The organism is Nocardia carnea, assembly GCF_029869215.1.
In the GTDB taxonomy this organism is placed as follows: domain Bacteria; phylum Actinomycetota; class Actinomycetes; order Mycobacteriales; family Mycobacteriaceae; genus Nocardia; species Nocardia carnea_B.
This window is the reverse complement of the sequence record NZ_JARWPM010000266.1, coordinates 1-26353: the sequence shown is the minus strand read 5'-3', so window position 1 is coordinate 26353 and position 26353 is coordinate 1. Positions and strand designations below refer to the sequence as shown.

The 26353-nt window shown below is 64.7% G+C and carries 21 protein-coding genes; 11 read left to right on the top strand and 10 right to left on the bottom strand.

The genetic code is table 11. From position 1 onward, the window contains the following. Positions 1-386: 386 nt before the first annotated feature. On the bottom strand, positions 387-710 hold the full coding sequence (locus QH276_RS18795) for a hypothetical protein (protein WP_280398071.1): 324 nt from the start codon (positions 708-710) through the stop codon (positions 387-389). 67 nt (positions 711-777) lie between these two features. Continuing rightward, complete coding sequence (locus tag QH276_RS18790; protein WP_280398072.1) at positions 778-1128, bottom strand: hypothetical protein; 351 nt, start codon at positions 1126-1128, stop codon at positions 778-780. A gap of 168 nt (positions 1129-1296) precedes the next feature. Here QH276_RS18790 and QH276_RS18785 point away from each other — a divergent pair, with 168 nt between their 5' ends. Continuing rightward, on the top strand, positions 1297-2790 hold the full coding sequence (locus tag QH276_RS18785) for a helix-turn-helix domain-containing protein (RefSeq protein ID WP_280398073.1): 1494 nt from the start codon (positions 1297-1299) through the stop codon (positions 2788-2790). After that, positions 2774-3343, top strand: coding sequence for a flavin reductase family protein (locus tag QH276_RS18780; protein WP_280398074.1), 570 nt, complete (start codon positions 2774-2776; stop codon positions 3341-3343). Before QH276_RS18785 ends, QH276_RS18780 begins: the two co-directional genes overlap by 17 nt. 937 nt (positions 3344-4280) lie before the next feature. Here the strand turns inward: QH276_RS18780 and QH276_RS18775 are convergent. The 4 genes from QH276_RS18775 to QH276_RS18760 form a co-directional block, all read right to left on the bottom strand. Beyond that, the gene (locus QH276_RS18775; protein ID WP_280398075.1) at positions 4281-4880 is read right to left on the bottom strand and encodes an exonuclease domain-containing protein; all 600 of its coding nucleotides are present in this window, start codon (positions 4878-4880) and stop codon (positions 4281-4283) included. Positions 4881-4949: 69 nt separating this feature from the next. Then, positions 4950-5540 (bottom strand): DUF4352 domain-containing protein, encoded by a 591-nt coding sequence (locus QH276_RS18770; RefSeq protein WP_280398076.1) that lies wholly within the window; start codon positions 5538-5540, stop codon positions 4950-4952. A 173-nt stretch (positions 5541-5713) separates the two neighbouring features. Next, the gene (locus QH276_RS18765; RefSeq protein ID WP_280398077.1) at positions 5714-6010 is read right to left on the bottom strand and encodes a hypothetical protein; all 297 of its coding nucleotides are present in this window, start codon (positions 6008-6010) and stop codon (positions 5714-5716) included. A gap of 14 nt (positions 6011-6024) precedes the next feature. Next, on the bottom strand, positions 6025-6363 hold the full coding sequence (locus QH276_RS18760; RefSeq protein WP_280398078.1) for a hypothetical protein: 339 nt from the start codon (positions 6361-6363) through the stop codon (positions 6025-6027). Positions 6364-6547: 184 nt separating this feature from the next. Between QH276_RS18760 and QH276_RS18755 the strand changes: the two genes are divergently transcribed. From QH276_RS18755 to QH276_RS18730, 6 genes are read left to right on the top strand one after another with little or no spacing between them, the layout of a single operon-like run. Continuing rightward, positions 6548-8572, top strand: a complete 2025-nt coding sequence (locus QH276_RS18755) for an N-6 DNA methylase (protein WP_280398079.1) — start codon at positions 6548-6550, stop codon at positions 8570-8572. Continuing rightward, positions 8569-10554, top strand: a complete 1986-nt coding sequence (locus tag QH276_RS18750; protein ID WP_280398080.1) for a type I restriction-modification system subunit M — start codon at positions 8569-8571, stop codon at positions 10552-10554. Before QH276_RS18755 ends, QH276_RS18750 begins: the two co-directional genes overlap by 4 nt. After that, positions 10551-11894 carry a restriction endonuclease subunit S gene (locus tag QH276_RS18745; RefSeq protein ID WP_280398081.1) on the top strand — a complete coding sequence of 448 codons (1344 nt, stop codon included), beginning with the start codon at positions 10551-10553 and terminating at the stop codon, positions 11892-11894. The genes QH276_RS18750 and QH276_RS18745 overlap by 4 nt, the downstream gene beginning before the upstream one ends. Further along, positions 11891-15100 (top strand): type I restriction endonuclease subunit R, encoded by a 3210-nt coding sequence (locus tag QH276_RS18740; RefSeq protein WP_280398082.1) that lies wholly within the window; start codon positions 11891-11893, stop codon positions 15098-15100. The genes QH276_RS18745 and QH276_RS18740 overlap by 4 nt, the downstream gene beginning before the upstream one ends. Positions 15101-15152: 52 nt before the next feature. Then, the gene (locus QH276_RS18735; RefSeq protein ID WP_280398083.1) at positions 15153-16736 is read left to right on the top strand and encodes a serine/threonine-protein kinase; all 1584 of its coding nucleotides are present in this window, start codon (positions 15153-15155) and stop codon (positions 16734-16736) included. 53 nt (positions 16737-16789) lie between these two features. Further along, on the top strand, positions 16790-19096 hold the full coding sequence (locus QH276_RS18730) for a GmrSD restriction endonuclease domain-containing protein (protein WP_348536957.1): 2307 nt from the start codon (positions 16790-16792) through the stop codon (positions 19094-19096). A gap of 82 nt (positions 19097-19178) precedes the next feature. On the opposite strand, the gene QH276_RS18725 is transcribed toward QH276_RS18730, so the two are convergent. After that, the gene (locus QH276_RS18725; RefSeq protein ID WP_280398084.1) at positions 19179-19727 is read right to left on the bottom strand and encodes a YdeI/OmpD-associated family protein; all 549 of its coding nucleotides are present in this window, start codon (positions 19725-19727) and stop codon (positions 19179-19181) included. A 1-nt stretch (position 19728) separates the two neighbouring features. After that, positions 19729-20148, bottom strand: a complete 420-nt coding sequence (locus tag QH276_RS18720; protein ID WP_280398085.1) for a VOC family protein — start codon at positions 20146-20148, stop codon at positions 19729-19731. 93 nt (positions 20149-20241) lie between these two features. On the opposite strand from QH276_RS18720, the gene QH276_RS18715 reads away from it, so the two are divergent. Beyond that, positions 20242-21186 carry a helix-turn-helix transcriptional regulator gene (locus tag QH276_RS18715; RefSeq protein ID WP_280398086.1) on the top strand — a complete coding sequence of 315 codons (945 nt, stop codon included), beginning with the start codon at positions 20242-20244 and terminating at the stop codon, positions 21184-21186. A 185-nt stretch (positions 21187-21371) separates the two neighbouring features. Here QH276_RS18715 and QH276_RS18710 read toward each other — a convergent pair whose 3' ends face one another. Both QH276_RS18710 and QH276_RS18705 read right to left on the bottom strand, forming a co-directional pair. Continuing rightward, positions 21372-22394, bottom strand: a complete 1023-nt coding sequence (locus QH276_RS18710) for an alpha/beta hydrolase (RefSeq protein ID WP_280398087.1) — start codon at positions 22392-22394, stop codon at positions 21372-21374. A 188-nt stretch (positions 22395-22582) separates the two neighbouring features. Then, complete coding sequence (locus QH276_RS18705; protein ID WP_280398088.1) at positions 22583-23521, bottom strand: LysR family transcriptional regulator; 939 nt, start codon at positions 23519-23521, stop codon at positions 22583-22585. Between the two features lie 98 nt (positions 23522-23619). On the opposite strand from QH276_RS18705, the gene QH276_RS18700 reads away from it, so the two are divergent. Together QH276_RS18700 and QH276_RS18695 are read left to right on the top strand one after the other, a co-directional pair. Then, entirely contained in the window at positions 23620-24792 is a 1173-nt protein-coding gene (locus tag QH276_RS18700; protein WP_280398089.1) for an MFS transporter, read from the top strand. A 120-nt stretch (positions 24793-24912) separates the two neighbouring features. Continuing rightward, positions 24913-26136, top strand: a complete 1224-nt coding sequence (locus QH276_RS18695) for a serine hydrolase domain-containing protein (protein ID WP_280398090.1) — start codon at positions 24913-24915, stop codon at positions 26134-26136. Positions 26137-26353: the final 217 nt, after the last annotated feature.

Here is a 26353-nt window from a genome sequence, read left to right as displayed (position 1 = left end):
CCCCCCCCCTCCCCGTGGGGCCCCCTTTAAAACTATACCCCGGCCCCCGGGTGCGGCGTGGTTCCTGGGGCGGGCTATTTTTTCCGGCACCCGGTATAGCCCGCCGGTCCCGGGCCCCCGATACCGGGCCCCGCTCGCCGGGCATAAGCCCTGCGAGCGATATCGTTGCTGCTGCGGCCGTCAGGATCGCACGTACTTTCCTCTCGACTTCCGTTCGCGAACTGGGGTGCGTTCAGCTGTGGTTGGCTGCGTTCCCTGGCGAGGACCAGTGAACTTCCTGTTCGGAGCGCGGCGGGTTTCCTACTTGCCCCGGCGTTCCGGCAGCGTCACCGACAGGATCAGCACGGCGAGCGGCAGGCCGATCGCGACGGCGAACCCGAGGGTGATCACTGTTCGGGCTTTGTCTGTGTGGTGACTGCCGACCCCAGGGGATATTCCTGTGTTCCGGTGATCAGGTCGGCGGCTTGGGTGACCACCCACCACGGGGTGCGCGGCTCGAGGGCACCGAGGTGGGGGATCACGACCGCGTCCGCGGCGTGCTCCAGGGCGTACTGGACGGCGATCAGCGCGGCAAGGACAGCGACGGTATCGGTGTGGATGGTGTGGACGATGGTCAGCCGGTGTTTCCGCGTCAGTGCTTCATAGGTGGCCGGGTCGTGGGTGCTGTGCAGGAGGGCAACCGCCCGTGTCGGTGTGTCCGGTGCCGTCACAGTGCTGGCCCCTCCGCGATTCGATAAGGACGTTCCGGGATCGAGCCGCGCGGCCTCGGTCCGGTGGTCACTGGTGGTCCTCGATGTACTGGGCGGCGAGCCGGAACCGGGGGCAGTTGTGTTTGGTGTGGTCGGCCATCAGGTGGATGGCGTGTGCTCGCCCGCGGATGGGGTCGGTGCTGTTGCAGGCTGCCGGGTAGTCGAGGTGGCGGAGGCCGGCGGCGACGCGTTCGAGGAGGTCGCGGTTGCGGGTGTGCCAGAGTCGGAGGGTGGCCGCCATCGACTGGTTGTGCGCGCGTCTGGTGGGGAGTTTCGGTATTTCCTGACGCAGGTGGTCGTCGACCGGGGCGGTACCGGAAGGAATCGGGTCCGCGCAGGCCGGCTCGCGGACGGTGGTTTCGGTTGAAGGAACGGGCATAACGGTCGGCTCCGGGTTCTGTCGGGGCGAAAGTCGAGCGTGCGCCTCTGCGGGTTGCGGTATTGATTGGTTTCAGCATTGCTGTGTTCTTGCGGCAGAAGGACACACCGAACCCGTACGGAGGCCGTACGCTGGCGGTAATTGCAGCGGAGGGGAGAACGCCGAAAGATGACGATTATCAAGTGGACTGGGCTCGAGGTTGCCGCGCTGCGTACGGCGTTGCGGGATACGCAGGTTCAGTTCGCCGACCGGATCGGTTGTTCGATCGAGTCGGTCGGCAAATGGGAACGCAGGGGCGCCGATATCACCTTGGGGGCAAAGTACGCCGAGTGTATGGACACCGCCCGCAGGCGGCTCGATGATGAGCAGGCGGCCCGCTTCGAGCGGCTGGTGGAAGTCGGAGAACCCCATCAGCGAACTGGGTGTTTCGGAGCTGAAGTTCATCCTTCGGACCAAACGCCTACCTCTTCGGTAACATCGAAAGCCATCTCTCAAAGCGGAGAGAGATTCGCTCGTACCGATGTCGTTACAGAAGGCCGTGACGGTGCCGAGTCGGAGATTCACTTGAACGATGGGGGTGATCCCACGAAGCGGCGAGAAGCACTACGGGCGATGGGCATTTCCGCGATGACTGTTGGTATAGGTGTCGCCGGGATTGTCAACAATGCTGCGCAGGAGTCTGCAGAGCTTATGAACGCTGTCGAGCGTTCGCCGGCCGACCCGGATTCGCTGCACGATGCGGCTGAAGACTTGTATCGACTGGCATCGGACTATGCGGTCGATCCGGATATTTCGCGCATTTTCGTTCGGCTCACGGCTCTGCGGGATCAGATCGCAGCGGTGATTCACCGAACTGGCCGAGTCAGCGATCTGCAGGATCTGTACGTTCTATTTTCTGCGACCTGTGTGTTGCTGGCCTCGGTCTCCCACGATCTCGCTGAGCCACAGGCGGCGATGACTCAGACGAGGGTTGCCAGCCAATTCGCCGAGCTCGTCGGCCACAGCTCACTGCTGTCGTGGGTGTTCTGCACTCGGGCGATGATTGCTTCTTGGTGGGGTCGACCGGAACAGGTGTTGCGGGAGGTCGACAGAGCTGGCGCCAAGTATGGTGTTGCCGGCCTGCGGCTGGGCGGCCTCGAAGCACGCGCTCATGCACAGCGCGGCGACCGTGAATCGGCGCTGACGGCGTTACACGCTGCTAGGAGACAACGGGAACGCTTGCCCGGCGTAGGCGAACTGGCCGATCTCGGTCCGATCTTCACCTTCTCCTCGGCGCGCCAGCACTACTACGACGCCACGATATTCGCCAAGCTGGGCGACTGGACGAACACCGAGCGACAAGCGGAGGCTGTGATCGGCTGCTATGGGCCGACCCCGGATGCGTTGTGGCCGGTCACCCTGACGCTGGCCCAGGCAGACCTGGCACGGGCACGGCTACATCTCGAAGGCCCGCATTCATCTCTCGGCACCCTGCTGCCCGCACTGGAAGTGCCCGCGGTTCAGCATCTGCCGCAGTTTCGCGCCGCACTCCGAGCCATACAGAAAGACCTGGAGGCTCACCCTGCGGGCGCAAGTTCCGACGGCCGAATAATGCAGGACGCCATCCGGTCATTCGCGATGGTTTCGAAAATTGCAAAGGTGGAGGATGGCAGACTCGCTTGATCTTGCCCACCGATTACTCGCCCCGCGCATCGCCTACCTGATCGGCACCAAGGACGAGAACAAAATTGCCAACCTGATTCCCGTATCCAACCTGACATCAGTGTCCACGAAGCCGCAACAGGTAGCGATAGCGGTGCTCAAGCAGTGGCGGACATACAAGAATTTGCTGATGGCCGACGGATTCACGGTCACAGTGCCGACGATCCAGCAGTTGGAATCGGTGTGGAAACTCGGTGCGAGATATTCGAAGTTTTCGGTGGTTGATCCAGTCGAGAAGCTGGCCTCGTGCGGTCTGGAGTTGGATCGCGATGCCTCGCCTTACGGACCGGTTGTGCCCTCCGGGATCGGCTCGCTGAGTTGTCGGGTGGTGGCACGAATCGATCTGAACGGTGACCACGGCATTACGGTCGGGGAGGTGGAGCAGGTGTGGTTCAATCGGGAATATCTCACTGCGGAGGGTAAGCCGAAGGCCGCGACACCCCCGTTGATGCAGCAGACGGGGAATCTCTTCACCACTTCCGCGGAGGCGCTGGTTTCGGTGGACTACTACTGACATATGCCCGACAGATAGATCGAAATGGCCAGCTCTCGGCAAGGTGAGTGACCTTGACGTCCACGTCAGCCTCGTATCTCGATTATCCGCAGCGACAGGCCCCGGTCATCCGGTCGGGGACCATATCGCAGGACGGGCATCGGTCCTCCGCCCGGACCACTGTCGCCCTCGGGAAGGTTTCCGGTGCCGCGTTGGGTCGGGATCGCCGGCTCTTGCTTCGTTTCGAACGGTCGGCGGTGAGCCTTCGCGCCTTTTCCGCCAGGCGGCGCGCCGTCGCGGGAGCGGCTGGTTGCTTCCGGCGCGCGTGTGCAGCGTGTAGCTGCTCGACCGCCATCTGTTGGTGACGTGAAGGAGCCCTGCGGCCCGCGCTGCGTCCCGGCAGGCACGGGCCGAACCGGTCGGATTGCGCGAGAACCACGTCTTCGCGAACTCTTCCCACTGCTTCCGTGCTTTGGACGGCGGCGTTACTCTGGGATTCTTTACCTGCCGTGCTGCGGAACCGCCGCCGGCCCTGCGTGCGGGCGTTGCAGCGGCCCTTGGCGTACTCCTGGCGGCATGCCCTCCACCTCGTCGCCGTCCGCCGGCCGGCGAACGAATCTCGCGTACCGCGCCGAACTCGAACGGATCCCGTGGGTCGTCGTTTTCCGGGTCGTAGCGGGGGTCTTCGTCGCTCCGGTGTGCCCGGTTGCTGTACCAGTTGTTTACTGACATCGCACTGCCTTATCGATGACCGCTTCGGCGACCTACGTTCACGCGAAGTATTCGCAGCATAGCGGTGGAATCCAACACCCACCTGCGGATTCGCCATAGATACCGCACGAGGGGCGGGTGGAGCTCGGTGTGATGGCGGCGGGCTTCGGCGAATCGCAGCCGAGGGTTCCGCCGCCATCGGACAGCGCCGTAGGTGCCGGGCTGCATGGCAAACATTCTCGGTAGATCAGCGACAGCCGATGTTGCCGTTGGGGCCGAGTGCGCCCAGTCGCGTACCGGTGGCTTTCGCCAAGGCTGCCAGGTCGTGGGCGCCTACCCGAGCGGCGATCGTGATGGCGATATCCGCCGCTGCGGCTGCGTCGGCGCCTGCCTCGTGGTGCTGGGCGACGCGGGTGCCGAGTGCCGCGGCGACCTCCTTCAACCCGTGCCGAGGCAGATGCGGAAGGTGTTGCTTCGCCCATCGGCGGGTGCAACCATATTGCCAGGTCGGGACCGTGATTCGGCTGTGGCCGCACGCTTGTACCAGCGCCGCCATATCGAAGGTGGCATTGTGGGCGATCACCGGAAGTCCGTCGATGACCGTCACTGCCGCCCGCAGTTGCTCGGCGAAAGAGGGTTGATTCGCGACCATTTCAGCGGTGATGCCGTGGATTCCGACGTTCACCGGATTGAAGCTGTCGACCGGTGCGGGCGGTCGGCAGAGCCAGGTGCGGGTGCCCACCCGGGTTCCGTTGCGGACGATAGCGACGCCGATCGAGCAGATGCTGCCGTATTTCGGGTTTGCCGTTTCGACGTCGAGGGCGGCGAAGTTCAGAGTGGTGGTCATCGACCTTCTTTCAGAGAACTGAGTGGTTCCAGAGCGGGAGAGGTGTGTGGTGTCGTCAGATACGGCAGGTCACCGCACCGCGACCTGGACGCCGCCGGAGAACGCCGAATCGTGGAATTCCAGGGCTGCGGGGATGGTGCCGACGGGGACGTCGAACGCGAGGATCACCGAGAACTTGTTGCCGGGGTTGATATCGGTGTAGACGTCGTCGTTCAGGTAGATCTCGGCTTCGGTGTCGTTGGCGAATTCCCGGCCCTGGGCGTCGATCAGTTTCTGGTTGCTGCCGAAATAGGATTGCGGCTGGTCGCTGGTGTTCGTGACGTCGATGTGGACGAGGACGAACTCGCCCTGTGCCGTTTTGCTCAGGTAGTCGCCGCCGACCGTCTTCACCGCGAGTTCGACCTCCGTGACGACGAATGCGAATTTGCCGTCGCGTACTTCGGTTCCGGCGGGTGCGAGGGGATCACCCTCGTCGGGTGCGGAGCCGGCGGTGACGCTGCTGCTCGGGCTGTCGGAGTCGTCTGCGCTGGTAGCGATGATGCCGGCGCATCCACCGCACAGCAGGATGAAGAAGCCGAGTACACCGAGGACGATCCAGAGCCCGGTGCGGCTCTTGCGCGGGGGCTGCGGATGAGGGAGGGGATAGTGCGGGTTGGTCATCTGACCGGACTCCTTGGTTCGGGGTGGTTCGGGCATGCGGGATCGGCCCGGCGGCGCTTGCCGCGAGATGCGTGTATTTCGCTGAGGCCGGAGGCTGAGCCGCCGGTGGACGGCGGCCCAGCGGTTTCGCGGGAGATATCGGTTACCAGCAGTGGCGGTGGTCGCCGGAAGGGCTACGAGAGTCCGTCGAAGCTGCCCGTGGCCATCAGGCTCAGCAGGTGCAGCGGCATTTCGCCGTAGGGCACGACCGAGAGCCGGTAGCGGCCGTTGTTCAGCCGGTCGCACAGCACGACGGCGCCGGTGACGGAACCGTAGGCGGCTTTGTCGGCGTTGCAGGCCCATTCGGCGTCGTAACCGGAGTAGTGCCGGACGTGGGTTGCGGCGTTGGCGGTGCCGGCGCCGAGTCCGACGGTGAGCGCCGTGGCGCCGACGGCGAGGACGGAAGCGGTGATTCGGGTGCGTAGGGACACGCGGACTCCTGGATTCAGGCCACGGGCTCGGGGCCGGTGGAGGGATTGTTTGCGTTGTTGCGCGCCTGGCTGGTGAGGTGCCAGCCGGCGCAGTGCGGGCATCGGTAGGCCCGTTGCTCCCGTCTTCTGGGGTTGTCGTGGTCGAGGCCGGCCAAGGCCAGCTCGGCGGTTTCGGGTTCGAAGTAGCGGATCTTCCCGGTGTGCGCGCACCGGCTGCGCCGGGGGAGCGGCGGCAGACCGCGGAGGTCGTCGCCATGCCGCAATCGCAGCGTGCGGTGCCCGCGGGCGGCGAGGCGGCGGCGGTAGCCCTTGTCGCGTGCGTGGTCGAGGAGCTGGTCGCGGTGGTTGGGCATGGCGGTACTCCTTGCAAGACAAGGGATTCGGATCGGGAAACCGGCGTTCCGGGGTGGTGGCCGTATGCCGAGAACGGTAGACGACAACAGTGCGCAGTGCAAGTGAAAACATTGTCAATCAATAGTTCGATGGTTGACGAAGGTTGTTAGCTCGCCTAGGTTGTTGCTTGACGAAAGGAGGCGTATGCCCGAGACCACCCCACTGGTCACCGCCGCGGAAATCTCCCGGCTGGCCGGTGTCACCCGAGCGACCGTCAGTAACTGGCGCCGGCGACATCCCGGCTTCCCGTCTCCGGCGGGCGGCAGCGAAGCGCGGCCGGTGTTCAACCTGTCCGAAGTGCGGCAGTGGCTGCAAGAGCACGGTGTGACTTCCGCCGAGTCGCCGCTGCAGCATCTGCGTACGGTGTTGCGTGCGCAGGTGGCACCAACGGAGGTTCCGCCTCTGCTCGCGCTGCTCGCGCCTATCGGCGCCGCGCTCGGTCCATCGGCAGCGGATGACGAGAGTTCCGAAGTAGTCCGTGCGGTACGGGCCGCGGTCGCCGACGCCGGGCCGGGTCCGGTTATCGAGGCGCTGGCCGAACGCGGCTTGGAGGAGGGCCCGACCACCGGCGTCTACACAACTCCCGACGAGATCGCAGACCTGATGGCGGAGCTGGCGTACACGCCCGGAGCGGATACTCGGACGGTCCTGGACCCGGCATGCGGCAGCGGCGCCCTACTCGCCGCGGCGGCCTGGCGCGGCGCCCGCGAATGCTACGGGCAGGACATCTTGCCGGTGCAGGCGCAGCGGGCGGCGCTGAATATCGCGCGCGGTGCCCCGGATATCGAGGTGGACACCCGGGTCGGGGACAGTCTCCTCGCCGATGCGTTCGCCGATCTCGAAGCCGATACCGTCCTGTGCAATCCGCCCAACCAGCAACGGGATTGGGGCGCCGATGAACTGGCGCTCGATCCACGCTGGACCTACGGCGTGCCGCCACGCGGCGAATCCGAACTGGCGTGGGTGCAGCACGCGCTCGCGCATCTGCGGCCGGGTGGAACGGCGGTGCTGCTGCTGCCGCCCGCCGTCGCCTTCCGTGGCGCGGGTCGCCGGATCAGGAGCGAGTTGCTGCGCCAGGGCGCTTTGCGTGCGGTAATCGGCCTCCCGGCCGGCGCCGCCCCGCCTCGTCAGCTGGGTTTGCATGTGTGGGTGCTGCGTAGCCCAGCGCCGGGTGACAGCCGGTCCGGCGAGGTGCTGTTCGTCGACGCTGCACGTCTCGAACCGGCCTCGGAACCCGGAAAACCGGGCGCGGTGCGCGACCTCGCCGAGACCGTTCTCGAATCATGGCGGCATTTCGACGAAAACAGTAGCGAAAAAGGAGCCCTGCCCGATGTAGCCGCTGTGGTTCGCGTGATGGACGTCCTGGACGAGGATGTCGACCTGACTCCGGGGCGGTATGTCCGTGCCGCGGTGGACGCCGACCGCACCGCCGATGCCGTGGCCGCTGGGATGCGGGATCTGGAAGTCGCCATCGACGATCTGTGCGGGGAGTTCGACGAACTGCCCGAATTCCACGGGATCGAGAAACGGGCCTGGCGCACCGCGACGGTCGCCGACCTGGCCAAAGGCGGCGCGCTGGAGGTCCACCTAACTAGGCCGCGCCGCGAGGAGGACGCAACGTCCAACGATCCGCATCTCGGTGCGGCTGTCCTCACCACCCGCGATCTCCTCGCCGACTCCGAGCCGTCCGGCTTGGCGGAGCCCGGCAGGGCGACCGTTTCGGTGGTCATCGAACCCGGCGACGTGGTGATGCCGCTGCTGCGCGGAATGCGCGAGGAACATCCCCGCGCCCGCGTCGCTGGCAGCGCGGAGGCCGGCGCCCTGCTCGGCCCGAACGTCTTCCTGCTGCGTCCCGCCCCCGGCCGTCTCGACCCATGGTTCCTCGCCGGTTTCGTAGCGAGCCCCGAAAACGCCGCAGCCGCCATCGGTGCCACCACGATCCGCGTGGTCCCCAGCCGCCTCCGCATCCCCCTCTTACCGCTCGATCAGCAACAGCGATACGGTGCGATGTTCCAACGGCTGCACCGATTACGCCACGCGGGCCGCCGCGCCGACCGTTCCGCGGCCCGGCTCGCCGGACTGCTCGGCACCGGCCTCACCGCCGGCGCCCTCGAACCACACGACCCGCTCGCCGCCGACGCGGAGCGACTCCTGGAAGGTAGGAAGTGAACACCAACAAGCACACCGAACTGGCCAACCACGCATGGTCGGTCGCCGACCTGCTGCGTGGCGATTACAAACAGTCCGACTACGGCAAGGTGATCCTGCCGTTCACGGTGCTGCGCCGGTTGGAGTGCGTGCTGGAACCGACGCGAGGTCAGGTGGTCGAGCAGGCGGAGCAGCTGGCCGGGACCGATATCGACCCGGACCCGTTCCTGCGCGCCGCCGCCGGCACCGAGTTCTACAACACCACCGACATCACCCTCAAGAAGGTGCTGGCCGACGCCTCGCACGCGATGAAGAACATGCTCGCCTATATCGGCGGGTTCTCGGCCAATGCGCTCGAGGTGCTGGAGAAGTACGAATTCGCCCAGCAGATCCGCAAACTCGACGGCGCCGGCCTGCTCTACCAGGTGGTCGGCAAATTCGCCGACCTCGACCTGCACCCGGACCAGGTGCCGAACCACAACATGGGCTACGTCTTCGAGGAACTGATCCGGCGCTTCGCCGAACAGTCCAACGAGACCGCCGGTGAACACTTCACCCCGCGCGAAGTGATCGAGCTGATGGTGAACCTGCTGCTCGCGCCCGACGAGGACAAGATCTACCGGCCCGGGGTTACGCTCCGTGTCCTCGACCCCGCCTGCGGAACCGGCGGCATGCTCAGTGCTGCTGAAGAACACATTTCCAAGCTGAACGCGCAGGCGCGGGTGGAAGTGTACGGGCAGGAACTGAACCCGGAATCGTGGGCGATCTGCCGCTCCGACCTGATGATCAAAGGCCAGAACCCGGACAACATCGTCTTCGGCAACACCTTCAGCAACCCCGGCCACGACGAGATCCGCGCCGACTACCTGCTCGCCAACCCGCCGTTCGGGGTGGAGTGGAAGAAGGTGAAGGAAGAGGTCGAATGGGAACACAAGCACCTCGGTGACGCCGGACGCTTCGGCGCGGGCCTGCCCCGCATCAACGACGGCTCTCTGCTGTTCCTACAGCACATGATCTCCAAGATGAAACCGGCCTCCTCCGGCGGGAGCCGGGTGGCGATCGTCTTCAACGGGTCACCGCTGTTCACCGGCGCCGCGGAATCCGGTGAATCGAACATCCGCAAATGGATCATCGAAAGCGATCTCCTGGAAGCCGTGGTCGCACTGCCGGACCAGCTGTTCTACAACACCGGCATCTCCACCTACTTCTGGATCCTCACCAACCGGAAGTCGCCAGAACAAGCAGGCAAGGTAATCCTGCTCGACGCTCGCGACTACTGGCAAAAGATGCGGAAATCCCTGGGCGACAAGCGCAAGTTGGTGTCGCCGGAGCAGATCAAAGACATCACCCGCATCTACCGAAACGCCCTCGACATCGCCGCCGACCCGGAGCACGCCGACCACAGCAAGGTGAAGATCTTCGCCAACAGCGATTTCGGATACCGTCGGATCACCGTAGAACGTCCCCTCCGTCTCCGCTTCGAGCTCACCGAAGAAGCTCTGAACACGCTCGCCGCGGCGTCGCCGGTCAAGAAGGCGTACCCGGATGCCGACGTGTTCCGGAAACTGTTGCAGCCGCTGGTGGGGTCGCAGTGGTCGGGGAAGACCGATGCGATCTCGGCGATGAAGGACGCCGTAGTCGGAGCCGGCGAACCGTGGCCTACGGGGACGCCGTTTGCCAAACTGCTGCGGGACACGCTCGGGACACGGGGCCCAGAGGGGGAGTTGCAGGTGCTCAAGGGTGAACCGGAACCGGATACTGAGCTCCGCGACTACGAGAACGTGCCGCTGGAACGAGACGTGGATGACTACCTGACGCGCGAGGTGCTTCCGCATGTACCGGATGCATGGGTCGACCACTCGAAGACGAAGGTAGGATACGAGATTCCGTTCACCCGGCATTTCTACGTGTACACCCCGCCCCGTCCACTGTCGGAGATCGACGCGGAGCTTAAGGCGCTGGAGGCTGAGATTCAGGAGCTTCTCGGGGAGGTAACGCAGTGAGTGATCGAAGTATCGCTCCGTGGCTCGTCGACTCCCGCTGGCCGACCGTCCAAATCAGGCTGGTTGCCCGCTTGGGATCCGGCCATACTCCCAGTCGAAGCAAACCTGAGTATTGGGAGAACTGCACCGTACCGTGGGTAACTCTTTCTGACGTATGGCAGTTCCGATCAGGAGAGCAGCAGTACGTTTCGGATACCAAGGAGAAGATCAGTCAACTCGGGCTGAACAACTCAGCTGCAACCCTGCATGCTCCTGGCACTGTCATTCTGTCGCGAACTGCCTCCGTGGGATTTTCGGCGATCATGGCTAGCGAAATGGCCACGAGCCAGGATTTTGCCACCTGGACGTGCGGGCCGCGCATAGAACCGAGGTTCCTACTCCATGTGCTTCGAGGGATGGCGCCGGACCTCAAGCGCATTTCGATGGGGTCCACGCATAAGACGATCTACATGCCGGATATCGAACAGTTACGGACTCCAATCCCCCCACTGGATGAGCAGCGCCGCATCGCCGACTTCCTCGACGCCGAAGTCTCCCGCATCGACCGCCTGGTCGCCGCACGCACCCATCAGATATGCCTGCTGCAGGAGCATGCTAAGGCATTGGTTTCCGAAGCCTTGTTGCCCGGTATTCTCTCTGCCCCAGAGGGTGTTTGGCCTTGGCGGTGGCTGCCGGCCCTTCCCAGCGACAGGCCGCTCGTCCGGCTCGGGTACGTCTGCCGTATCCAAAACGGACTCACTATCGACAGCAGACGCGACACATCGGGCAATTCGATTACCTTGCCGTATCTCAGAGTGGCGAATGTCCAAGCCGGGTACGTATCGCTCGAGAACGTCACCGAAGTGACCGTACCTCGGGAAATGGCAGCCAGGGCGATGCTCCGGCCCGGAGACGTCCTCATGACGGAAGGCGGTGATCTGGACAAGCTCGGTCGGGGCACCGTTTGGCGCGGCGAACTACCTGAGTGTTTGCACCAGAATCACGTCTTCGCGCTGCGGCCCGATGCCAGCAGGCTCGACGGCGAGTATCTGGCGCTGATGACTCAGACTGTGCATGGTCGCTGCTATTTCGAGAGCACGGGGGTTAAGACCACCAATCTTGCTTCGACAAATAGCGGCAAGATCCTTTCATTTCCTATTCTGCTTCCAAAGGTCGAGGTGCAGCGAACGGTGGTCGCGGAAGTGCAGCGGGCTCAAGCAGGGCTGAATCGTGCCAACGCAGTCCTGGAGAAGCAGCTTTCGCTCCTTTCCGAACGCCGCCGAGCCCTCATCACCGCAGCCGTGACTGGCCAGCTCGACATCTCCACAGCTTCAGGCAGAAATATCACACAGGGGGTATGACCACAATGAGCCCGGTCCACCACGAGATCGTTTTCGGCGACGCGATTGTCGCTTCCATGCTGGAATCCGGCTGGCGGCAGGGTAATCCACATGAGTACCGCCCTGAGCTCGGTGTGGATGCGGGTGAATTGTTCGCGTTCATCGGGGCGACGCAGTTGCCAGCGTGGACGGATCTGTGCACTTACTACGGCGAGGACCCCAGCGACGAGTACGACGGCGCCAACCCCAGCGATGCCCAGCGGGGCTTCCTGAGGGTTCTCGATCAGCAGCTGAGCAATAAGGGGCTTATCGAAGTGCTGCGGTCGGGCGTGAAGGATCACGGCGTCCGTATTCATCTTGCCTACTTCAAACCGAACCTGGTCACCTCCGACGAAGCCCTCGCCGACTACCGCGCCAACCGGCTCACCGTGGTCCGCGAACTTCCGTACGCCACCAAGTACACCGATCAGCGCCACCGGCTCGACCTCGCGTTGCTGCTCAACGGCATCCCCGTCGCCACCGCCGAACTCAAGAACCCGCTCACCGGCCAGAACGTCGAGGACGCCAAGAAGCAGTACCGAGAGGAACGTGACCCCACCGAGCTCATCTTCCGTAATCGGGTGGTCGCCAATTTCGCTGTCGACCCGCATCTTGTCTTCGTCACCACCGAGTTGCGCGGTAAGAACACCCGCTTCCTCCCGCTCAACACCGGTTCGGAAGGCCCGGGGCAGCCCGGCGGCGCCGGTAATCCGCCGCCCGCCGGCGAGCACACCTACGCCACGTCCTACCTGTGGGAGCAGATCTGGCATCCGGACAACTGGCTGGACATGCTGGAACGGTTCATCCACACCAGCACCACCAAGGGCCCGTCCGGTAAAACCACCCGCACCACGATCTTCCCCCGCTACCACCAGTGGGATGTGGTCAAGAAGCTCACCGCGCACGCCGCGACCCACGGCGCCGGTCACAACTATCTCGTGATGGCTTCCGCCGGTTCGGGGAAGTCGAACACCATCGGCTGGCTCGCCCACCGGCTTACCGATCTGCACACTCCCACCGACCCCGCCGAACTCGACTCCGACGCCCGCGCGGCCGGCCTCCAGCCGGGCACCCCGGTGTTCGACAAGGTCATCATCATCACCGACCGCCGCAACCTGAACTCCCAGCTCCGCGACACCGTCGGCGGTTTCGAGCGGGTGCAGGGCCTGGTCGTGGAGATCGACGAGAAACGCGGCGCGAAATCCGCGCAACTGGCCGACGCCCTGTCGAAACAGCAGGGCAAGATCATCCCGATCACCCTGCAGACCTTCCCGGCCCTGATCGATTTCCTGAAGAAGAACCCCGCCGAACTGCTGGGCGGCCGGTTCGCAATCATCGTCGACGAGGCGCATTCCTCACAGTCCGGTGATGCCGCGACCGCGGTGCGGGCGGTGCTGCGCGATTTCGGCCTCGATTCCGACGACGAGGAGGCCGGCGCTGTCGAACTCACCCTCGACCAGCGGCTCGAACGCAAAGCCGAAGCGCGGGGGCAGGCGAAGAACCTCTCCTATTTCGCGTTCACCGCCACCCCGAAGGCGAAAACGCTGGAGGCGTTCGGCACCCGCGCGGGCGACCGGTTCGTCCCGTTCCACACCTACTCCATGCGCCAGGCCATCGAAGAAGGGTTCATTCTCGACCCGCTGCGCAACTACGTCACCTACAAAACGTACTGGCGGCTGGTGAACGAGAACCCCGACGACCGGGAAGTTCCCGAATCGAAGGCCAAGGTGCTGCTCGCCCGGTTCGCGGTAACCCATCCGGCGACCGTCAAACAGCAGGCCGAGGTGATCACCGAACATTTCGTCGAACACACCCGCCCGCGGTTGGGCGGGCGCGCGAAAGCCATGGTGGTCACCGATTCCCGGCGCAGCGCGGTCGCCATGGCGCGGGCCATCCGCGAACACCTCGAGATCAGCGGCTACACCACCACCTATCCGGACGTCGGCGTGCTGGTCGCATTCTCGGGAACGCTCGAGTACGAGGGTGAGGAGACCAGTGAGGAGAAGGAGAACGGGCTAGCCGAAAGCGAACTGCCCGCCGCCTTCGCCTACACCCGGGCCGACGATATCGCCACCCGTTCCGGCGGTAAGGGGCAGCGGGAGTATCGGATCCTGGTGGTCGCGGAGAAATACCAGACCGGGTTCGATCAGCCGCTGCTCACCACCATGTATGTGAACAAGAAGCTGAAAGGCATTGCCGCCGTCCAGACCCTGTCGCGGCTCAACCGCACCCATGAGCGCAAGGGTCAAGACGATCTGGTGGTGCTGGATTTCGTCAACGACGGCGAAGACATCCAGAACTCGTTCCGGCCGTACTACGAACTGGCCGAAGCGATGCCGACCGACCCCAACCTGCTCTACCTCGCTCAGGACCGGGTGCTGGCCGCGCCGATCCTTCTCTCCCACGAAATGCGGTCCTTCGCCGACGCCTACACTCAGGCCGAAGAGAAGGCTGCCGGCTCCGCCACCGCCTGGCAGAAACTCCACGCCGACCTCTACCGGCACCTCGAACCCGCCAAGAACCGATTTGCCACGCTCCTGCACAGCGACAACCCCGACGACCACGACACCGCCGAGGAATTCCGCTCCGATCTGCGCGACTACGTGCGGAAATACGGTTTCCTCGCGCAGATCGTGCCGTACCGGGACGTCGAACTCGAGACGCTGCACCTGTTCGGCAAGCACCTGCTGAACATACTGCCGCGGCTGGCGGACGGCGGGGTCGATATCGGGGAAATCGACCTCAGCTACCTGCGCGTGCAGAAAATGGGCGAACAAGACATCAGCCTGGCACCCGAGGGCGCCCAGACTCTGCCCGGTTTCGGCGATGGCTCCGGCGGCCCGCAGGAACCGGAGAAATCACTGTTGTCGGAACTCATCTCGGCGTTCAATGATCGGTTCGGTACCGAGTTCACGGAAGCCGATGTGGCCAAACAGTTCCAGGCGACGGTCGAGGACGAGGGCGTGCAGCTTGCCGCACTCGGGAACGAGAACCAAGAGGACTTCCAGGGCAAGTTCGCCGAGGTCTTCCAGAAGAAGATGATCGAGAACTACGCCACTCAGCAGAAACTCGGCAACCGCTACTTCAGCAAAACCGACCCCGAGTTCAAGGAAACCCTGAACAAACAACTCGGCCGCGCTGCGTGGCGGCTGCTCAGGCGGCAACATGGCATCGGCGGGGCAGCCTGAACCACGAACGGACCGCGCGCCCGGCGCGCGGTGAACAACAGCAGGGGACGATATGGGGAAACTGATCGCTGAACGCTACGAGCTGACCCAGCCGATCAGCTCCGGCGGCATGGGCTCGGTCTGGCGCGGCTACGACAGCGTGCTCGACCGGCCGGTCGCGATCAAACGCATCCGGGTCGACCAGGTGGACACGGGGGAAGAGGCCGAAGAATTCGCCGAACGGTTCCGCCGGGAAGCGCGCGTAACGGCCCGCATCCGCCACCACGGCGTGCCGCAGGTGTTCGACGCCGGACTCGATGTCTCCTACGAACACGTCTTTCTCGTGATGGAGCTGATCGACGGTGTTCCGCTGCTCGACTACATCGAGCCGGGGGCCGGGCTGCCGGTCTCGTGGGTGGCCTCGGTCGCGGCCCAGATCGCCACCGTCCTCTCCCACGCGCACGCGCTGCCGGTCGTGCACCGCGACCTCAAACCCGCCAATGTGCTCATCACCCGCGACGGCTCGGTGAAAGTGATCGATTTCGGCATCGCCGCGATCCTCGATCGCAATGCCCGCAAACTCACCAAAACCGGCGCGGCGATCGGCACCCTCCGATACATGTCGCCGGAGGCGATGCACGGCCACGTGGTGACCCCGCGCGCCGACCTCTACTCTCTCGGCTGCCTGATCCACGAGATGGCCAGCGGTACACCGGTGTTCGACAACGACTCGCCCTATCTCATGCAGCAAGCGCATATGGACGAGCCGCCGGCCCCGCTTCGCGAACTCCGCGCCGAAGTGCCGCCCGATTTCGAACGCCTGGTCCTGGATCTGCTGGAAAAGGAACCCCAGCAGCGTCCGGCCGACGCCTACACCGTCTACGAGCGCCTCCTGCCGTTCCTGCCGCTCCCGGGAACCGAGCTGGAACCGGCCGCCACATACCTGCCGGGCCTGCCCGACCCGACCCGGATTTTCCGCCGCCCCAACGCACCCTTGGAAACAACGCAGGTCGAGCCGACCCGCACCTATACACTCGACATCCCACCGACCGCTCCGCTCACCGCGACCCACCTCGACACTGCCGTAGCCAAGGCCCGCGACCGGTACTCGGAACTCTTCGAGCTTCAGCGCTTCGCCCAGGCCGCCGACGCCCTAGCCGCGGTCCTCGAACAAGCCGCCGAAGCGCGTGGTGTGGACAACGCCGATGTCCTGGAACTGCGCCGCCAGATGGCAGCCTCTTGGGCACTCGGTGGCGAATATCGTCGCGCTAGGACCGAACTGGAAGCGCTGGCGGAGGCATACCGCCGCGTGGAGGGTAAATTCAGCGAATCGGCGTGGGAGGCGCGGGCCGCGGCCGTCCAATGTCAGATGCAGCTCGGGGACATCGATGGTGGCCTGACAGCTATGCGTACGCTTATCGCCGAGGTGACCGCAGCCGATAGTGACGGCAGCGACTTCGTCTTGGAACTTCGTTTGGACCTTGCCGAACTGCTCGTGGGGACTGGCGACACGGCGGGCGCACTCGAGCTGCTCGAGGCCCTTCACACTGATCTCTGTGTATTGCGAGGCTCGGAAGATGAGCTGACCCTAGCCGTCGCCGGACGGGCCCGCATGGTGAAAAGCCAGTATCCGTATGTCGGCGAGCCGGGCGGGTAGCCATCCGGCACGCGGATGTTCGCGCGACGTCAGCAGGCGATGTAGTTGATGCGATGGCTGGAACCCCTGGATTCCAGGCGGTGATGTCGGCTCTGCATGACAAGATAGTTGTTGAATGTTGTAGTAGCTCTGGAGGTTTCGTGGCCGACAGTCCCATCAGCGGGTTCGGGGTAACAATAGAAGGTGTCTTCTCGTCGCGGAGGTACCGACTGGATACATACCAACGCGAGTTCTCGTGGACGCGATCCGAGGTCCGCCGCCTGGTTTACGACCTTCGCCACAGATTCATGGAAGATCATAGGCCAACTTACGAGCGTCGAAGAGTGGCTGAGTACGCCCCGTATTTTCTCGGGTCGTTCGTTTACCATGAAGATGAAGGAATTACCTATATTGTTGACGGTCAGCAGCGGATCTCAACGTTGCACCTGTTCCTCATATTTCTGCAATCGCTGCTCCGTGACGCCGGACTCGACGGTGACGCAGACGGGCTGAATCCGCTTATAAAATCGACATCGTATGGGCAGTCGACTTTTACGATTGATATCAGCGATCGGGCCGATTTGCTAGAGCATGTTTTTCGAGATGACGACTACATACTGCCCGCCAACGCCCCTGCGGGTTCCCGGAGGTTGTGGGAGGCTGCAGATGAACTCGAAACAATATTTCCTGAAGACCTTCGTGACGAAGCGCTTCCGTATTTCGTTGATTGGTTGCTCAATCGAGTGTGTATGGTGGGAATAAAAGCGGCGAGCCGCGCCCAAGGTTGGGAAATATACGAAGGAGTAAACGACCGCGGCGTTCGCCTCGGCCCGCTCGATCTTCTGAAAAGCCTACTATTGAGAAGTGTGTCCGGCGAGACTGCTGGTATCGACAATAAGTGGCGTGCAATAATCACGGACCTGGCGGCCGTAGACCCCAATGCGCCCACGCGATTCTTGAAGTCATTCTTTGTCGGACGGTATGCTCAGAATATTGAAGACGCCGCAAGAATTGATGAATTGTATTCCCAACTGACCGACAACCCGGTTCAATCTGGAGAGTTTTATGGCTGGTTCCGGGACAGTGTCGATAGACTCGGCATAAAGAAGCAGAACCAGTACCGTGAGCTAATCGACAGTATGAGTAGTTATGCCAGACACTACTGCATGTTGGAACGCGCGGCTCAGTCGTTCTCGGCCGAGCTTCCACACCTATTCTTCAACCGATACAATCGGATTGGTGGGCAGTTCGCCACAGTAATTGCAGCCGTTGATCGGCGTGACGACCCTGTCTCCGTGAAGGAAAAGGCGGAGTTGGTTGGTCAGTATCTTGACCTCGTATTCGTATGGCGGTTCCTAGGAGGGCTGCCGGTCACCGAAGATGACCTCGCTGCTGTTTCATGGGATGTGATCCATGACCTTCGGAAATCATCGTCAATGCCCGCGCGGGCCCTTCGGGTAGTCTTGGCGGAGCACGTTCGAGTCTTGGATTATGCATTTACTGGTATGGGCACTTTGGGTTTGCAGGCTAGTAACAAACGTCAGATCAGATATCTTCTCGGTCGTCTGACTTCCTTCGTTGCAGTTGGCTGCAACAAGCCCGACGACTCGGGGCGGTATCTTGCTGAGGATGTTCCCTTCGAGATCGAGCATATCTGGGCCAATAAGTTTGATCGATATCAGGCCGAGGTGGGGACAAGGCAAGCTTTCGACGCGCACCGGAATCGTCTCGGTGCGCTCGTATTGCTTCCTAAATCTGATAATTCAAGTTATCGTGACAGGCCGTTCGATGAAAAGGTATCCTGGTATCAGCGGCAAAACGACCTCGCGGCATCCTTGCATCGCGATCACCGGAATCATAATGCGCCCTTCAATAGATTCGTGAGGGAAAACAAGTTGGAGAAGGAGTTCCGTGGCTATAGTAAGTTTAATGTCGATTCTATCAATGAGCGACAGGATCTATATAAGAAACTCTGTGAACGGATCTGGTCACCGGAGAAGTTTGGCGTCAAACCTGTCGTCTTCCCGCGGGCTTCGGACCCTGCGGCGAGAAGGACAAGAGCGCACTATGCGGTTGCGATCAAGGACCTGATTGATGTCGGTGTGCTCGCCGCCAACCAAAAGCTGACCGGTAGGAGGCGTGGACGGATTTATGAAGCGCAAGTAATGCCCGACGGTAGGGTAAAGCTGCCGACAGGAGAGGTATTCGGCTCGCTCTCGGCGGCCGGGCAGTTCGTTCTCGGAACGAAATCTTGTCAAGGTTGGTCTTTTTGGAAGGCGCGCGCCGACAAAGGTGATGTAGCACTTGTTGACATCCGTCAGCAGGTTCTCGAGTCGGGTCTGCTGGAGCAGCCGAGCCTTGTCGGCAAAATTGGGCGTTAGATTGGCGTCGCACAGATCGGTGTTGCTACTTCGGGCCAATCTCCGCGTCTCGGCGGTGCTCCGGTCGGCCCCGTAGCTAGGTTCAGCGGTGGTTGGCTCGGAGGTTCGCGGCGGCGAGTTCTACGGTTCGGATGATTCGTCGCTGCCGGGTTTCCGGTTTCTTGGCCGAGGCGATCCATTCCAGGATCAGGCGCTGGGACGAGGGTGGGAAGGCCGTGAAGTTCGCGTGGGCGGTGCTGTCGGCTTCCAGGGGTTCACGCAGGTCGTCCGGTAGCTCTTCGGGGGTGCGCTGCCAGGTGCCGTGGGTCTTGGCGTAGTCGATGGTGGCCTGGCCCGCTTCGGTCATCAGGCCCTGCGCGATCATGCGGGTGGCGCGTTCGCGGTTGAGTGCGCTCCAGCTGCTCGTCGGGCGGCGTGGGGTGAACCGGAGCCGGGAGCTGTGGGCGTCGTGTTTGCGGTGCAATCCGTCGATCCAGCCGTAGCACAGGGCGTGTTCGATGGCCTCGTGGTAGCGCAGGCCCGGTGTCGCACTGTTCTTGTGGGGGATCACCAGCCAGACCTCGGTTTCGGTGCGGCCGTGGGTTTCCAGCCAGGTGCGCCATACTTCGGCGCTGGTTGCCGTGACGTCCATATCAGGCGCCCTTCGTCGACTCGACGATGTCGAGGTAGTGCTGGTTGTACATCACGCCGAGTGCGTTGCCGAACGGGTCGATGACGGACGCGGTGACGAAGCCGGGGCCGCGTTCGGTGACCTCCTGATGCGAGGTGCCGCCCAGGGACAGCAGTCGCTCATATGCTGCCTCGACGTCGTCGACGGCCCAGTAGGTCAGTGTCGCGCCGATATCCGAGCCGGCCCGGCTCGGCGGCGCGAACCGGCGGTCGATGAAACCGAGTTCGTGCTCGAAGTCGCCGACGCGGAACTCGACGTAGGCGGGCGTCCCCTGGACTTCGCGGACGAAGTAGGGCTCGACGCCGAGCAGATCGGTGTACCAGCGGATGGCGGCGCCGAGATCGTCGACGACGAAATTGGCGGTGGTGAGTCCTCGCAGCATGGCGGTTGTTCCTCTCTCGTTCCTGACTGTCGGGATTCACTCTTCCAGCTAAAGTGCTCATCAACTGAGCACTTTTCCGGGAAGGATGGAGGAATGCGCGCAGACCGGCTCGTCGCGGCCCTGTTGTTTCTCCAGCATCGCGGGCGGGTGACCGCTGCCGAACTCGCGGCGGAGCTCGAGGTGTCGGTGGCGACCGCCCGCCGCGACCTGGAGGCGCTGGCGGCGGCGGGCATCCCGGTATATCCGCAGCCGGGGCGGGGCGGTGGCTGGGCGCTCGTCGGCGGGGCCCGTACCGACCTCAGCGGACTGTCGGCTGCCGAGACGCAGGCGCTGTTTCTCTTGATCGGGTCGACGGGCTCGGTCTCGGGTGAGGCCAAGACCGCGCTCCGTAAGCTCGTCCGTGCTCTGCCGCATACTTTCCGTGCCGATGCGGAGGCGGCCGCCGGCGCGACCATGAACGATCGCACCGGATGGAGCGGGCTCGACCGGCCGCGACCGGAAATCGTCGACCTGCTGCAGAACGCGGTGGTGCGCCGTCGGCGTGTGCGGCTGACCTACACCGATGCCCGGGGAAAGCGATCGGTGCGCCTGGTCGACCCCTGGGGGCTGGTCGACAAGGACGACGTCTGGTACCTGATCACCGGCACCGAGGCCGGACAGCGCACCTTCCGCGTGGACCGTGTGGTCGAGGCGGCGGTCACCGAGGAGCCGGCGCAACGTCCCGACGATTTCGCCCTCGACCGGGCATGGCAGGAGGTGGTCGGCGAGGTGGAGCGGAAGCGGTCGCGCACCTGGGCCACGGTACTCATCGAGACCCGGCACGTGCCGATTCTGCGTGACCATTTCGGCCGCCACTGCCACACCGAGGCCGAGCTCGGCGACGGGCGCAGCCGGGTGCGGATCGCCGCACCGACACCCCGCGATATCGCCCGTAACCTCGCCGGCTGGGGCTCGATGGTCGAAGTACTCCAGCCCGCGCCGGTTCAAGCGGAGCTGGCGCGGATCGGCGCCGAGCTGGCGGGGCTGTACGTTCGCTGATCGGTCCGCGCCGCCCACCCGAGTCCCAGAAGGTGGCGACAACGGCTTTCGCGCGGAAGTCGGTGAGGGGCCGATGCTCGGCCGGTCCTGTTACCGAGGCAGGGGGTACGCGGTACTGCGCGGATTTCCGGTGAGAACCGGCCGAGCCGACAGCCGCTGTCCGGCGATCACGTTCGACGAGTCGCTCAGGCCCCGACTCCCAGCGAACCGGCGAGGAACGGCCAGGAGTGGTGCAGATCGTCCTCCCAGTAACCCCACGAGTGGGTGCCGACCGGACGTTCGTGCAGGGTCACCGGGATATTCAGCTCGCGCAGCCGGTTGGTGAAGTTCGTCGTGCAATGCTGGATCGCCGCTTCGATCGGCCCGCCGAAGACGACCTGGACCGGCAGCGGGATCCGGCCCTCCTGAACTCGCTTGTCTGCGGGAGTGTCGTGTGGTGCCGCCGGGACGCCGGTGCCGGTGCTCAGGTAGATGGCGGTGCCGCGGAGCCGGTCGGCGTTCAGCAGGGGATCGTTCGCGCGCCACAGCGGTCCGTTGCGGGGGCCCCACATGTTCTCGACGCTCTGCCCGCCGCCCCAGTTCTCGACGGTGATGCGGACGAATTCCTGGCCGAGCGGATCGGAGGTCTGCGCGCAACCGCTGTAGGACGCGACGCTTTTCCAGAAACCGGGTTTGGCTATCGCCAGATTCAGTACGGAGGTGCCGCTCATCGAAACGCCTGCCAGCGCCCGGTTTCCGTCGGCGTTCAGGAATTCCTCGATCACCGGTGGGAGTTCTTCGTTGAGGAAGGTCTGCCATTTGTTGCGGCCCAAGACGGCGTCGTCGCGGACCCAGTCGGTGTAGTAGGAGCTCGCGCCGCCGAACGGGGTGACGACGTTGACGTCCTTGCTGCTGAGAAACCCCACCGCATCGGTTTGGACATCCCAGCCGCTGCCGCCGGGGCCGCCTTGGGAGCCGTTGAGCAGATACAGGGTGGGACGCGGGCGGGAACCGTCCGCGGCGCGGATGATCTGCACCTGGATCGGCCGGTTCATCGCCGGCGAGAACACCGAGACGAGTTGCTGCCGGTCGTTCACCTGCTGCACCGAAACCACGGCCGCCGGGTCCGCGGTGGCGGTGCTGCCGGTGCCGATCAGGCAGGCGGTGGCGAGGGTGGCGGCGAGGACGCACCGTACTGCGACGATGCGGGAAGAGCGCGGTGTTTTCACTGTCGGCCTTTCGTATGCCTCACGCGGTCACGGTCGCGATGACGCCGGGCGGCCGTTCGACGGCCGTCCGGATCGACATCGGAAGGTGTTCGTGCTGCCACGGCCTCCGGTTGGGTACCGGCGGAAAGGAACACGGTGCAGAGCGAGCGGAGACGCCGCGGCGGCGATGCGGCCGGGGGCCGAGGCCGCTAGGCGACGGTAGCCGTGCCGGTGGCCGCCGGTAGTTCTGCCACGCCGGGGAGTTCGCCGAGTAGTGCCGCCAGTTTCGTCAACTGCTGGGGGCGGTGCGCGGAGCGCCAGATCAACGCCATGCGCGATTCCTCGTCGAAACCGGTGACGCGGACGTAGCGCAGGTCGGCGCGCTGGTTGCGTTCGGCCACCGGGCGGCAGGTCAGCATCGCGTAGCGGCCGGTGGCGGCGAGGGTCATACCTTCTTGGAGCGTTGTCACCCGGACGGTCGCCGGGATGGGTTTGCCGAGGGGTGTGAAGCGCGGAAAGTGCACGTCGCGCCAATATTCCGGTGCCGGCCCGTCCACCGAGACGAGGTCCACGGTCGCCAGGGCTTCCGCATCGATATGCCCGGCCGCTGCCAGCGGATGGCCGGGTCCCACGGCGAGCATGCGCGGGGCGGGGGCGAAGACGTAGCCGACGGAGAGCTCCGGCTCCCGCACCGGAAGCAGGGCGACCGTGGCGTCGACCTGTCCGGTCAGCAGGGCGCCGAACGGGTCACCGAGCGGGACTTCCTGCAACGACAAGGCCACGTCGGGGTTCTCACGGGCGAACCTGGTGAGGGTCCAGGTGACGGTCTCGTAGGCGATGCCCTGGAAACCGAGGCGGATCGGGGCGGGCAGCTGATGCCGGGCCTCCCGTCGCGCACCACCGACCAGCTCGGCCAGCTCGGTGTAGGCGGGCCGCACCCGCTCCACGAACTCGGCACCGAAATCGGTGAGTGTCACCCGGCGGCTGGTGCGGTGCACGAGCTGGGTGCCGATACTGCGTTCGAGGGCGGCGACCAGCTGGCTCACCCGGCTCTGCGAGACCCGCAGCCGCTGCGCCGTCCGGCCGAAATGCAGTTCCTCGGCCAGTACCAGCAGGCATTCGAGCTCGCGGACGGGAAGGTCCGGCATACCGCTCCTTCCGCCTCACCTCGATCGATCAGTTCAGCTGATCGAACAATGAGATGATCACCGTTGTTCCGCGATACCGCGCATCATTGACTGGATTCATGTCCACAGTGTGTGAAACGCGGGCGCCCGCGGCCGGACCGACCGACCGCTGGTCGTCGATCGCCGTCCTGGCGCTGTCCACTTTTCTCGTCGTCACGGCGGAGATGCTGCCGGTCGGCATACTCACCCCGATGTCGGAGGGGCTCGGTATCTCCGCGGGTACCGCGGGGTTCAGCCTGGCTGTCACCGGTGTCGTCGCCGCGGTGTCCGCACCTTTCGTCGCGCGGGTGATCGGCAGTCTCGACCGCCGCCGGGTCCTGGTGGCGGCCGCGCTGCTGCTCGCCGCCGGCAATCTGATCACCGCGGCCGCGCAGGGGTTCGCGGTGCTCGCGCTCGGCCGGGTGGTGGTCGGGCTTGCCATGGCCACCGTGTGGGCGCTGGCGATGGCGCTGGTCACGAGGCTGGTGAGCGCACGCCGGGCCGGTCTCGCGGTGTCGATGGTGGTGAGTGGTGTCGCGGTCGCTTCCGTGCTGGGTGTACCACTCGGGACCGTGCTCGGGGATATCGCGGGATGGCGCAGTGCCTTCGGGGCGCTTGCCCTGGCGGCCGTCGCGCTGGCTGCGGGACTGGCGGTACTGCTGCCCGCGCTACCTCCGCAATCCGCGGCCGCCGGCGAGGCGAAATCCGGCTCGTTGCTCGCGATTCCCGCGGTGCGGCGGGGCCTGGTGGTGGTGACTCTGCTGGTCACCGCGCATTTCGCGGCGTACACCTATGTACGGCCCGCGCTGGAGGAGTTGTCGGGTGTGCACGGTATCGGGATCTCGTTGCTGCTCCTGCTCTACGGGATCTGCGGGATCGTCGCGAACTTCGCGGCGGGGGCAGCCGCCGCGCGCCGAGTCCGTACGACACTGCTCGTCCTGGCGACCGGCATCGCCGCCGCGTTGCCGGCGCTGCTCCTGCTGGGAACCACTCCGCTGGGCGCGGCCGCCGTCCTGGTGCTGTGGGGACTGTCCTACGGCGGCGTCTCGGTGGGCAGCCAGCTCTGGGCCGTGCAGGCCGCACCGGATCGGCCGGAAGCCGTCACCGGCCTCTATGTCGGCGCATTCACCGGGAGTATCGCGCTGGGATCGTTCGCGGGCGGTGTGATCTTCGACGGTGCCGGACTGTCCGTGCTGCTGTGGGGGTCGGCCGCGGTGGCAGCGGCGGCCGCGCTGGCTACCGTGCCGCGGTGATCCACCGTATACGGCGGTCGGCGTAGCCCGCTACCGCGCTGCTACGACAGTCATCGTGCTCGGTGCAGCGTCTCGGCCGACGCGCGACCTCCCCGGCCGGCGCGAAGGTTGTTGCGCTCGATGCCGCTTCGAGAGGACGACGACGTGAAGATTCGATCCCTGGCCGTAATACTGACCGCCGCGCTGGGTATCAGCGCCTGCTCGATGGTTTCCTCGGTAACTCCTGTGCCCGCATTGGATACCGAACATTTGGGCGCCGCGCTGGCGGCGATCGAGCAGGCCGGGATACCGGGCGTTTTCGCGGAGGTGCGCGCGGGCGATCAGGTGTGGAGTCACGCCTCCGGAGTCGCCGACCTGACCTCCGGGCGACCGGTGACACCGGATATGCGGCATCGCATCGGCAGCGTCACCAAGACCTTCACCGCGGTCGCGATCATGCAGCAGGTCGAGCAGGGCCGGATCGATCTCGACGCGCCGATCGCTGCATACCTGCCGGATATGGTGCCGGGTGAGCGCGGCCGGACGATCACGGTGCGGATGCTGATCAACCACACCAGCGGTCTGCCGGATTATCTGCCGTACGCCTTCCCGTCGGTCGCGGGGATGTTCACCGGTGGCGAGATCTCGGCGCGGAGCCTGGACGACAACAGGTTTCGCACGTTCGACCCGGCGGAGTTGATCGCGATGGGCGTGAACGCGCCCGCCGGTGAACCCGGTGCGCTGCCCGGTGTGTACTCCAACACCAACTACCGCATCCTCGGCGAATTGGTGCGGCATACGACGGGCACACCGTTCGAGCAGTACGTCACCGAACAGGTGATCGCGCGGGCGGGCCTCGAGCACACCTATTTCCCGGACCGGCCGGAACTCGACGAACCGCATTCGCGGATGTACGAGGCGCTGTACGGCTACATCGATCCGCCGCGGGATTACAGCGTCTACGACAACTCCTGGCTCGGCCCCGGCGCCGGCCTGGTCTCGACCATGGCCGACGTGAACACCTTCTACCGCAAGCTGTTCGCCGGTGCGCTCGTCGGCCGGGCGTCGCTGGAGCAGATGCGGCAGACGGTGCCGGTGACCGCGCTGGACGGGCAGCCGATCGAGTACGGGCTCGGGTTGCACAAGGTGCAATTACCGGGCTGCGGCACGTTCTGGGGGCATGACGGTTCCGTTTTCGGGGCCTCCACGATGTCGCTGCACTCGGCCGACGGGCAGCGCCAGATGTCGATCGCGGTGAATCTCGTGCGCGTGAACCGGCCGGACGCCACCGGACGCCCGCAGCCGCACCCGAGCGACGACGCGCTGGCGGCGTTCTACCGGACGGCCCTGTGCCCGGCGGAATAACCGCGCCCGCGATGCGAAAGGGGCTCGAACCGCCCTGGGCGCTATGCGCCGGCGTTGCGGGCGGGGTGGTTCAGCAGTGCGCGCCAGGCGGGCTCCCAGGGGAACAGGTCGAGGTAGTGGAACCCCGGTACGGGGTTGTTGTGGCCCCCCCCCACCCCCGCGGGCACCCCGCCACCCCCCCCCGAAAATTTATGGATAGCCTCCAGCCACCCCGGGG

Coding starts and splice junctions, on each gene's coding strand:
- QH276_RS18790 (WP_280398072.1), bottom strand. CDS start 1,128: ATGCCCGTTCCTTCAACCGAAACCACCGTCCGCGAGCCGGCCTGCGCG.
- QH276_RS18785 (WP_280398073.1), top strand. CDS start 1,297: ATGACGATTATCAAGTGGACTGGGCTCGAGGTTGCCGCGCTGCGTACG.
- QH276_RS18780 (WP_280398074.1), top strand. CDS start 2,774: ATGGCAGACTCGCTTGATCTTGCCCACCGATTACTCGCCCCGCGCATC.
- QH276_RS18775 (WP_280398075.1), bottom strand. CDS start 4,880: ATGACCACCACTCTGAACTTCGCCGCCCTCGACGTCGAAACGGCAAAC.
- QH276_RS18770 (WP_280398076.1), bottom strand. CDS start 5,540: ATGACCAACCCGCACTATCCCCTCCCTCATCCGCAGCCCCCGCGCAAG.
- QH276_RS18760 (WP_280398078.1), bottom strand. CDS start 6,363: ATGCCCAACCACCGCGACCAGCTCCTCGACCACGCACGCGACAAGGGC.
- QH276_RS18755 (WP_280398079.1), top strand. CDS start 6,548: ATGCCCGAGACCACCCCACTGGTCACCGCCGCGGAAATCTCCCGGCTG.
- QH276_RS18740 (WP_280398082.1), top strand. CDS start 11,891: ATGACCACAATGAGCCCGGTCCACCACGAGATCGTTTTCGGCGACGCG.
- QH276_RS18735 (WP_280398083.1), top strand. CDS start 15,153: ATGGGGAAACTGATCGCTGAACGCTACGAGCTGACCCAGCCGATCAGC.
- QH276_RS18730 (WP_348536957.1), top strand. CDS start 16,790: ATGGCTGGAACCCCTGGATTCCAGGCGGTGATGTCGGCTCTGCATGAC.
- QH276_RS18725 (WP_280398084.1), bottom strand. CDS start 19,727: ATGGACGTCACGGCAACCAGCGCCGAAGTATGGCGCACCTGGCTGGAA.
- QH276_RS18720 (WP_280398085.1), bottom strand. CDS start 20,148: ATGCTGCGAGGACTCACCACCGCCAATTTCGTCGTCGACGATCTCGGC.
- QH276_RS18715 (WP_280398086.1), top strand. CDS start 20,242: ATGCGCGCAGACCGGCTCGTCGCGGCCCTGTTGTTTCTCCAGCATCGC.
- QH276_RS18705 (WP_280398088.1), bottom strand. CDS start 23,521: ATGCCGGACCTTCCCGTCCGCGAGCTCGAATGCCTGCTGGTACTGGCC.
- QH276_RS18700 (WP_280398089.1), top strand. CDS start 23,620: ATGTCCACAGTGTGTGAAACGCGGGCGCCCGCGGCCGGACCGACCGAC.
- QH276_RS18695 (WP_280398090.1), top strand. CDS start 24,913: ATGCCGCTTCGAGAGGACGACGACGTGAAGATTCGATCCCTGGCCGTA.